This window comes from Psychrobacter sp. HII-4 (assembly GCF_904846595.1).
Taxonomy (GTDB): Bacteria; Pseudomonadota; Gammaproteobacteria; order Pseudomonadales; family Moraxellaceae; genus Psychrobacter; species Psychrobacter celer.
The window spans coordinates 1-9,409 of record NZ_CAJHBJ010000053.1; the positions used below are offsets into that span (position 1 = coordinate 1).

The 9,409-nt window shown below is 45.8% G+C and carries 11 protein-coding genes; 6 read left to right on the forward strand and 5 right to left on the reverse strand.

The genetic code is table 11. From position 1 onward, the window contains the following. Window positions 1-205: 205 nt before the first annotated feature. Window positions 206-346, reverse strand: a complete 141-nt coding sequence (locus JMX98_RS12935; RefSeq protein ID WP_201587171.1) for an entericidin A/B family lipoprotein — start codon at window positions 344-346, stop codon at window positions 206-208. A 402-nt stretch (window positions 347-748) separates the two neighbouring features. On the opposite strand from JMX98_RS12935, the gene JMX98_RS12940 reads away from it, so the two are divergent. Beyond that, window positions 749-1,300, forward strand: coding sequence for a tRNA (cytidine(34)-2'-O)-methyltransferase (locus tag JMX98_RS12940; RefSeq protein ID WP_198337066.1), 552 nt, complete (start codon window positions 749-751; stop codon window positions 1,298-1,300). Window positions 1,301-1,332: 32 nt separating this feature from the next. Here the strand turns inward: JMX98_RS12940 and JMX98_RS12945 are convergent, their stop codons facing one another. The 4 genes from JMX98_RS12945 to tusD all read right to left on the reverse strand — a co-directional run bounded on the left by JMX98_RS12945 (window position 1,333) and on the right by tusD (window position 2,944). Further along, window positions 1,333-1,677, reverse strand: coding sequence for a TusE/DsrC/DsvC family sulfur relay protein (locus JMX98_RS12945; protein WP_192995516.1), 345 nt, complete (start codon window positions 1,675-1,677; stop codon window positions 1,333-1,335). After that, window positions 1,674-2,018 (reverse strand): hypothetical protein, encoded by a 345-nt coding sequence (locus tag JMX98_RS12950; protein ID WP_201587172.1) that lies wholly within the window; start codon window positions 2,016-2,018, stop codon window positions 1,674-1,676. Before JMX98_RS12950 ends, JMX98_RS12945 begins: the two co-directional genes overlap by 4 nt. Before the next feature lie 135 nt (window positions 2,019-2,153). Then, window positions 2,154-2,477 (reverse strand): hypothetical protein, encoded by a 324-nt coding sequence (locus JMX98_RS12955; RefSeq protein ID WP_105245995.1) that lies wholly within the window; start codon window positions 2,475-2,477, stop codon window positions 2,154-2,156. Between the two features lie 59 nt (window positions 2,478-2,536). After that, the gene (gene tusD / locus JMX98_RS12960) at window positions 2,537-2,944 is read right to left on the reverse strand and encodes a sulfurtransferase complex subunit TusD (protein ID WP_105245992.1); all 408 of its coding nucleotides are present in this window, start codon (window positions 2,942-2,944) and stop codon (window positions 2,537-2,539) included. 225 nt (window positions 2,945-3,169) lie between these two features. Between tusD and glnE the strand changes: the two genes are divergently transcribed. The 5 genes from glnE (at window position 3,170) to JMX98_RS12985 (ending at window position 9,306) form a co-directional block, all read left to right on the forward strand. Then, on the forward strand, window positions 3,170-6,040 hold the full coding sequence (glnE, locus tag JMX98_RS12965) for a bifunctional [glutamate--ammonia ligase]-adenylyl-L-tyrosine phosphorylase/[glutamate--ammonia-ligase] adenylyltransferase (RefSeq protein WP_227680178.1): 2,871 nt from the start codon (window positions 3,170-3,172) through the stop codon (window positions 6,038-6,040). Between the two features lie 190 nt (window positions 6,041-6,230). After that, a complete protein-coding gene (locus JMX98_RS12970) occupies window positions 6,231-7,160 on the forward strand; it encodes a branched-chain amino acid transaminase (RefSeq protein ID WP_201587173.1) in 930 nt (309 codons plus the stop codon). A 105-nt stretch (window positions 7,161-7,265) separates the two neighbouring features. Continuing rightward, window positions 7,266-8,102: a glycosyl transferase gene (locus JMX98_RS12975; protein WP_201587174.1), complete on the forward strand. Its 837-nt coding sequence runs from the start codon at window positions 7,266-7,268 to the stop codon at window positions 8,100-8,102. Between the two features lie 10 nt (window positions 8,103-8,112). Beyond that, window positions 8,113-8,973 carry a glycosyltransferase gene (locus JMX98_RS12980; RefSeq protein WP_201587175.1) on the forward strand — a complete coding sequence of 287 codons (861 nt, stop codon included), beginning with the start codon at window positions 8,113-8,115 and terminating at the stop codon, window positions 8,971-8,973. Between the two features lie 159 nt (window positions 8,974-9,132). Further along, complete coding sequence (locus JMX98_RS12985) at window positions 9,133-9,306, forward strand: hypothetical protein (protein WP_413786557.1); 174 nt, start codon at window positions 9,133-9,135, stop codon at window positions 9,304-9,306. The last annotated feature ends 103 nt before the right edge of the window (window positions 9,307-9,409 follow it).

Consider the following 9,409-nt stretch of genomic DNA (forward strand, 5'->3'; position numbering starts at 1 on the left):
GATGAGCAGGCGTAGGCGGGCTCTGGGGTTACTCTCAGTCTTTGAGTGTTTGCCAAAGTCATGGTCTTCTAGGTTATGTATTGGTATAGTCATAAGTGGATTATACTATATATTTTGGGTTTGGTATAATGTATGAAAAAATACAGAGTCAAAAAAAGGCTTATCAAATCAATGATAAGCCCTTCGAAAATCTAAAAACCAATCATTAGATTTTGTTTTGTACGTCTTGTGCGCCGCCGGTCACAGCATCACCAGCGCTTGATACGTCTTGGCCTAGACCTTTAAAGGTGTTGCAACCAGTTAAAACAAACATAGCAGTCAAAGATGCGATGATTACTTTTTTCATAATAATATCCTCAAGATAAATCGATTGTTATAAATAATGACAGTAACACTTAGTATGGTACCAAGGCTTACTGTAGGGCTGCTAGATAGCAGAACGAAATGTAGACACTGTCTTGCTATCCGTTACAGATATCATAGTGAAAGTTAAAAACCATGCACAGTATCAAAATGTAATTATTGGCAGTAAACTGTAACTTATGATTACTTACTGATGTTATCTATAGTCGAATTCAAATAAATCGGATATATGGCGATCAAGCCGCTCAATGCGATCAATAAAACGTTGGATTTCTTGGGTGCTGTGCCTGCGCTGCTTAAGTCTGAGAAAAAGAGCTTTTCATCTTACTGTATCGTTTTTATATCAGACTGACTGTATAAAATTTAGACCACTCGCGGAGTTTGTATGACCATTCATATTGTGCTGGTAGCCCCCAAAATGCCCAGCAATACCGGCAATATCATTCGTTTATGTGCCAATACAGGCGCGCAGCTGCATTTGGTTAGGCCATTAGGGTTTGAGCTTGATGATAAAAAACTGCGCCGTGCAGGACTGGATTATCATGAGTACACGCATATGCAGGTTCACGATGATTGGCCAGCTGCCAGACGTGCGCTACAAGCGGCGGATTGTCATACCATCACTGCTCTGACTACCAAGCTGAGCCAGCCTTTTTATGACTATGATTTTGGCGGACGACCGGATAATGAGACTGGTCAGATGCCAAACATCGCGTTGGTCTTTGGCTCAGAGACGGCTGGTCTGGCAGATGATATCCGAGAGGACATTGGCGCGGCTCATTGGCTGCGCTTGCCGATGCTGGCGGACTCGCGCAGTCTTAATTTGTCCAATAGTGTGGCGATATGCTTGTACGAAATTTGGCGTCAGCAGGGGTTTGTAGGCGATGAAGGGCGCAGTATCGGCTATGAGAGCTTGACGGTGTATGATCCAAAATAGTGCTACTGGCCATGGCTGCTATCAACTACAAACTATAAACAGTTCGGCGGTTTGGGCAAGCCTGCCAAGCGATTGACATGGCGCGCCACCAGTCCTGTGTTAAACAGCTGTTGTAGCTTTTGATTGCTGATATCGTACTCGGGCAGGGTTTTTTGTAGCCATTTGATCAGTGGACGGGTGGCTGGTGGGTGGTTGAATTTGGCAAAAAACGCGCGTACCTGCAGCAAAACCTGCAAGTGCTCCTCTGCTAGCTGTACCTCTAAGGTATCGGCTAGCTGCTGGGCGATGGCAGGCGTCCAGATGGTGTGGTCACATAGATGGCCGTCTTGATCCAATTCAATAGCGGGCTGTGCGGCATGGGTTGTATTATCGTTCATAGGGCAATGGTCACCACTTTATCAAATTTAGCATGATTGCTATCGATGCTTCCTGTCAGTGCGACCCATTGTTGATCGCTTAGTATTGCACTGAGTTTGGTATCTAGCTGTAATTGCTCAACAGCGCTGGTCGTGAGCTGCGCGATATCATCGCTCAGCGCATACATAGCCGCGATACCGCCTATGTCTTTGTCAGCCAAATAAGCATTGAGCCAGTCGATAAATGCAGCCGTCGTCCCCAATAACAAGATGCTATCACCGCGCTGCCAAGTGCGAGACATCTCGTCTGTGCAGCGTCTTAGCGTATCTATGCTGCTATGTAATTGATATAAAGTTGCCATGATAATGTCCAAATTATATCCAGCCGCTTGCGTCTATCGATGCCTATGCGTTATCGGTAAGCACAAACGCCAAATGGATGGTGGTTTTGATATAGTTGTGTGAGCTTGTACAGATTTTGACGAAGGGTTGAATTATCAAAAGGTTAAGATTTGCTCGAAGTCTGCTGCAGGTATCACTTCTGGAACCAATATCAGCTGTGAGGCCAGATCAGTAGGCAGCATACCTGTGACCCAGCCGCTAAAGACATCGTCAGGCAGCCACGCCGCTGGCATGTCATAGAGCTCAAGCGATTGTATCATCCCGTGCAAACGTGACTCTGGCTGCATCAGCAAGCCAAAGACAGGCGCATCTAGATACAGCTGCACATCATGACCAAAGGTCGCCAGCGTTAGTGCCAACGCGCAGCCTTCATAGCTGGCCATTTCGGTTGGCGTATGCAGCTTAATCAATAATTTCATAGAAATCTCCTACTTAAATGTGCTGATGAGTTGGGCTGAGCTTATATCGCTTGAGGTGATCAAAACTGTATCAACCGGCCATCAGCCTGCATCATCATTGCCAGCTCACTTAGGCCGACCAAGGTAAATCCTGCGGCCAGATTATCCCCGCTTAGCTGATGGCGGGCGCTGTTATCGGTATCACTAATACCGCGACCGAGTGCGGTACTGACGCAGACCGGTAGCGACAGCTGATACTGCTCTGCCAGATTTTGCCATGCTTTGGTCATATCAAGCTGGTCTGCCGATTGCCAGCGCAAGCGATTGGCCGTATGTGCGCCGTCGCCATAAAAAAACACGTTTAAGGTGTGACTGCTGTCATCTGCTGGGCGCGCGCTGAGATAGGCACGAGCATAACGCAGGGCTAAATGGGCGAGAGGATGGCTGGGATCAGCCGTCACTAACAGCAAAGGGGTCGTGGTGGTCATAGGAGGTCTTATCTATCATTTGTGCTAAAGTGGTTTATGCTACCATAAAGCAGCCAAAAGCAGATAGGATCACTATGAATGAATGGGGTTTTCTACCAAGTTTACCAGATATAGACATATTAGATGTCGTGATGGGTGCTGGTGACTGCTTCGTAATAAAAAATAATAAACTTATGGGCTAGGTTCACGTAGTCTTATCACTCTATGTAAGGAGTTTCTTTTTCTATGTTACCTGCTATGTCTTCACGCTCGACCCATGGTACAGACTATCAGCCGACCGCAGAGCAGCTGCAAATATTACGCACTGCCAGTGAGTTTGCTTATCAGATTTGGGAGAGTCGGACAGTCTCTTGTCAGACGTTTTTGCGTAGCTATCCGCTGGATCAAACCCTCACACGCCAGCAAATCGATGACTTGATCCAAGACTATACGTTGGATGAAAACTACCAACTCGCTGATGAGGCCAAAGTGATGAGTGGTCTTCGCCATCTGCGCACTTTGCTGATGATGCGCTGGATTTGGCAAGACGCGCTGCACATGATAGCGCTTGAGCAATTGACCGATGAGCTGTCGGAGTTTGCAGACGGCTGTATCTCTTTTGCCAAGAATTATACCTACCAGCATCTGATCAAAAAGTACGGCGAGCCGACTTTTATCAATGCGCAGGGTCAAGTACAAACAGACGACATGGCGATTATGGCCATGGGAAAACTTGGCGCCCATGAGCTGAATTTATCCAGCGATATCGACCTTGTCTTTGTCCATCAAGCGCGCGGTGAGACCAATGGCGATAAAACCAAGGGCACACGCAGCATAGACAATAAGCGCTTTATGACAAGGCTTGGTCAAGGCATCATTAAATTGCTTGATAATAATACCGCAGATGGCTTTGTGTTTCGTGTCGATATGCGCCTGCGTCCATGGGGTGATGGCAGCGACTTAGCCATTCATTTGTCTGCGTTACAAAAATACTTTTCATTACACGGGCGCGCATGGGAGCGTTTTGCTTGGCTCAAGGCTCGTGTGGTCGGTTATATAGAGCCGCCATTTTATGAGCAGATACAAGCGCTCATCAAACCCTTTGTCTTTCGCTATTATGTGGATTATAGTGCGTTTTCGGCGCTCAGAGAGATGAAGTCTTTGATTCAAAACCAAGTGGTTCAGCGCGAGGATTTGGACAATATCAAGCTTGGTGCAGGCGGTATCAGAGATATCGAGTTTATCGTTCAGGCGTTTCAGCTTATCTATGGCGGCAGGCACCCACAGCTACAGATCAAATCCTGCCTGCAAGCGATGCAGGCATTGTACGCGCTTGAGTATTTAGAGCGTAGTACCTACGAGCAGCTACAAGCAGCCTATCGGTTTTTGCGCCGACTCGAGCATGGCATTCAAGCAATTAATGACCAGCAGACCCAGCGTCTGCCTCATGATCGGCAGTGGCAGCACAATCTGGCGATTACCCTTGGTTTTGCTAATTGGGAAGGGTTACTAAGTACGCTCAACCATCATCGGCACAATGTCAATGTACCCTTTGAGCGTATGGTCACCGAGCGGCAGATACCCGACCACGAAGATACCGACCTTGAGCCGGAGCAGCTAGATGCGCAAATCGCCCGCTTAAATGAGGTGTTGACAGAAGACAATCGTGAGCTACTACAAGGCTTTTGGCAGTCAAAAATGGTCGCCAATCTGAGCGATGAAGCTCGTGAGCGTTTGGATGATGCTTATCCGGTCATTGTCCATGCCTTGCTTGCTCATCAAGAGCAGCAGCAACTGGCAAACACCGCACTGCCGCGGCTCATCTCCTTACTCGAGGCGATTTGCCGCCGCTCTATCTATTTGGTGATGATCGCCGAAAACCCCAACGCCACCATTGAGCTGATTCCAATGCTCTCAGCCAGCCCTTGGATTGCCAAAGAGCTGGCGCAGTATCCAGTGCTACTCGATACTTTTTTGCAGCAGCGCTATCGTCACCTGCCAGACAAGCTTGAGCTACATGATATTTTGCGGCAACAGTTATTGCGCGTCGAGCCAAGTGATGAAGAGGAGTTACTTAGTGTCCTGCGCTTATTTAAAAAGAATCAAGTATTAGCAGTAGCGGCAAGCGACGTGTTGGCCGAAAGACCGATTATGAAGGTGTCAGACTCGCTGACTTACATTGCAGAGGTGGTATTAGAAGCGGCACTTGAGCGCGCTTTTGCCGAGATTGTCAAGCGCTATGGGTATCCCATCGGCCAAGATGGTGATCCTGTGACCGAGGCGGACTGCGGCTTTGCCATTATCGGTTATGGCAAACTTGGCGGGCTAGAGCTGTCCTATTCGTCAGATTTGGATTTGGTATTTTTGCACAAGATAAAAGAGCAGGGCATGACCACGGGCGAAAAATCCGTGAGCGGCATGAAGTTTGCGGCGCGTTTGGTACAAAAACTAATGAACTACTTAAATACCCAAACCCGAGATGGCCGCGCTTATGAGATCGACATGCGCCTGCGCCCCTCAGGTAATGCTGGCATGATGGTGGTTTCCTGTCATGCGTTTGAGACTTATCAGATGGACAAAGCATGGTCTTGGGAGCACCAAGCGCTGGTGCGAGCGCGGGCGATATGCGGTGATAAGCGAGTGACGGCGCGCTTTTGTGAGATTCGCCGAGAGGTGCTATCACTACCGCGCACGATAGAGCAGGTGCGCACGGAAGTCACCAGTATGCGTATCAAGATGCAAAAACATCTGGGCACCAGTCAGTGGCAGCAGCAAGCGGGCAAGTTTCATCTGAAACAAGACGCCGGCGGGATTATCGATATTGAGTTTTTGGCACAATTTGCGGTATTGGCCTATTCGCATGATCATCCAAGCCTGACTAAATGGAGCGACAATGTCCGTATATTTGAAGAAATGGCCTTGCTTGGTATCTGGGATCAGCAAGTTTGCCAAGACTTGACCGATGCTTATCTCAGAATACGCGCGGCCACCCATCAGTTGGCACTATCCGAGCAGTCGCTATTGGTCGATGAATCGCTATGGAAGGAGACGCGCGCACTGGTGCAAGATCAGTGGCAGCACTTGATGGGGGTAGATGATGCCGAGGATACGCCTTGAGCATTGAGACAATGTACAAACTACTTATAAAAAATTGACAATTGGTTTTCTTAAACCGATTTTCACAACCAAGATGCATTTTTTACCATAAAAATAGATGCGGTGGTGGTATCATATATGGTTGATAATCACTGTTAAACAAAACCTACTTAAAAAAGTTAGACGTCAGCGCTAGCATAAGGACTATAAAATGAATATGGCAACACAAGAAGGTAAGCTTTGGATGAATGGCACGATGATCGAGCAGCCCGATGCCAGCGTCCACGTACTGACCCATAGCCTACATTATGGCATGGCAGTATTTGAAGGGGTTCGCGCTTACCAAACTGCTGACAACCGTACAGCGATTTTTCGCCTAAAAGAGCACACTGAGCGCTTGATGGGCTCAGCGAAGATTTTTCAGATGGATGTGCCTTTTGACGCAGCGGCACTTGAGCAAGCCCAGAAAGACGTGGTCAAACAAAACAACTTGGCAGAGGCGTATATCCGTCCGTTGATTTGGGTTGGGGCAGAAAAACTTGGCCTATCATCACGTGATAACAGTATCAATGCCATGGTCGCAGCCTGGCACTGGGGTGCCTATCTTGGTGAAGAAGGCATCAAAAACGGTATCCGTGTCAAAACCTCATCATTTACCCACCACATGACCAATGTGACCATGTGTAAAGCCAAAGCCTCGAGCAACTATCCTGTCTCTATCATGGCCAACCAAGAAGTCACCCGCAATGGCTATGACGAAGCCATCCTAATGGATCCACAAGGTTATGTCTGCCAAGGCGCAGGCGAAAACTTGTTTTTGGTCAAAGACGGCGTGCTACATACGCCAGATCTGGGCGGCGGCGCGCTTGACGGTATCACTCGCCGCACTATCATTCAGTTTGCTGAAGATTTGGGTATCAAAGTCGTTGAGCGCCGCATCACGCGTGACGAGTTTTACTTAGCAGATGAAATCTTTATGACTGGCACGGCTGCCGAAGTGACTCCGATTCGTGAATACGATGACCGTACTATCGGTAATGGTGGCCGTGGTCCGCTGACTGAGAAGCTACAAAGCTTGTACTTTGATGTGGTACATGGTCGCAATGAGCAGTATATGGATTGGCTCAGCTTTATTGATTGATAATAAAGTTACTTTAAAGACCAAGAGGCTGAACATAATTGTTCAGTCTTTTTTTTGTGCTAATATAGCCATCATATTTATTCATACGATCAAAGTGAGCAGTCAATGCTAATAGATTCTAGTACAGCCGATAATAAAAATATCAAACAAATTATTTGTATTAAATGGGGTGCAAAATACGGTGCTCATTATGCCAATAAGCTATACGGCATGGTTTCTCGAAATATTACGCCACCGTTTCGTTTTATCTGTTTTACAGATGACCCTACCGATGTCAGACCTGAAATTGAATGTCAGGAATTACCGCCATTAGATGTGACTATGCCCACTAATACATTAGGCAAGTGGCCCAAGTCTCGTTTGTGGGGTGAGAAGCTGGGTGATGTCACAGGTGTTGTTTTGTTCTTAGATTTGGATGTGGTGATAGTTGATAGTCTTGATCCATTCTTTGAATATGGTGAACCAGATGATGTCATTCTATCTTACAATCCAAGTAATCCATTAGAGCGACTTGGTCAGACATCTTGCTTTAGATTTAAAGTAGGTTCGCTGGTTTCTTTACAAGAAAAGTTTAAATCAGATCCTCAGGGTATTGCTGATAAATACCGCTTTGAGCAGCGTTTTGTCACACGTAACGTACCGGGTGGTGTGAAGCTATTTCCTAAAAAATGGGTCGCTCACTTCCGCCGTAAATGTCGTCAACCATTTCCATTGAACTACTTTAAAGCGCCTAAAATCCCAAAAGGTGCCCGTATTATTATCTTCCCAGGTGGTTTATATCCTACCAACGCTATTAATGGGCAGTATACTTTTAAGTCAGCAGATAATGCTATAGATCATTTAAAACAGATTAAAGACCCTAAAAACTTAAAGCATCCTTTACGCCACTTACGCCACTTTATTTTACCTGTCGGCTGGGTGAAAGAAAATTGGAAAGAATAGGAATTAAATAATGAGTCAAGAATCAATCAGAGTATTTGTAGGCTGTGATCCAAACAACAGTGATTTAGAACAAATGATGGTGCTAGATTACAGTATAAAAAAACATACCAGTTCTCCAGTAGAAATCGTATGGATGCAGCTGTCTCGTGATCCTGAGAGTTTTTGGTATTCAAACCCAGAAAAGGGCGAGGGATGGGATACTAAAAAATGGGCAACACCATTTTCAGGCTTTCGCTGGGCCATTCCTGAGTACTGTGGCTTCGAAGGCCGTGCCATTTATATGGACGCCGATATGGTTGTGCTTAGCGACTTAAACGAGCTGTGGAATCATCCTATTGAGGGCCAAGGTGTTGTTGCTGCTAAAACAAAGGATGCTATTACGCGCCTTTGCACTTGCGTATGGGATTGTCAGAAAGCTCAAAATTTACTAAAGCCTATAAGTCAGTTGAAAGCTGATCCAGAAGGGCATGATAAGCTGATGAAGCAGTTTAAAGAGCGTCCTGAGTTAATCACTCCTTATATTGACAGTTACAATTGTATTGATGGTGAGGATTTAGAGATTAAAGATATAAAAATCCTTCATTATTCTGATATGGGTACGCAGTTCAGTCACAAATATTCGATACCACGGTTAGAAAAAGAGGGAGCGAAGCATTGGTTTGACGGAAAAATCATGCCTCATCCAAGACAAGAACTTAGCGACTTATTTGATGCCTATTATCAAGAAGCTATAGATGCAGGTTACAGTTTAGAAGACTATCGTGTAGAGCCGTTTGGTGTAATACCTAAGAAGTCACATAAGCGTTATAAGGGTAATAAGATAACGCGTCCATTGAAGAGTGGGTTGTTATCAAAGATTTTTAAGAGATAGAGTATAAATAATTCTATATAAAAACCCGCTTTTTTAATAAATAGAGCGGGTTTTAATTTCAGATTAGTGCAAAAAAAGATAGTTATTTAAGAGTAGAAAGGTAGTGTTCAAAATTCTGTGTCATTACCCTAAACTATGTAAAAAACAAGGAATGACACTATGCAAAACTTTGACTTTAACGAAGCCTTAAAAGGCATCCAAGCAGGTAAACCTATCACAGGCAGTGACGGGGTACTTGCCCCACTCATCAAACAGCTCACCGAAGCTGCCTTAAATGCCGAAATACAAAGCCACCTTGAACAAAGTTCTGAGACCATCCCGAATTCTGTGTAACTGCGATTTAGATTAAATGTCTGCTGATACGGTCATCGAACATAATCATAAAGCGATTGAGCGCCGCCGTCCAGTTTCGAATCGGCATTGACCACCTTGACGA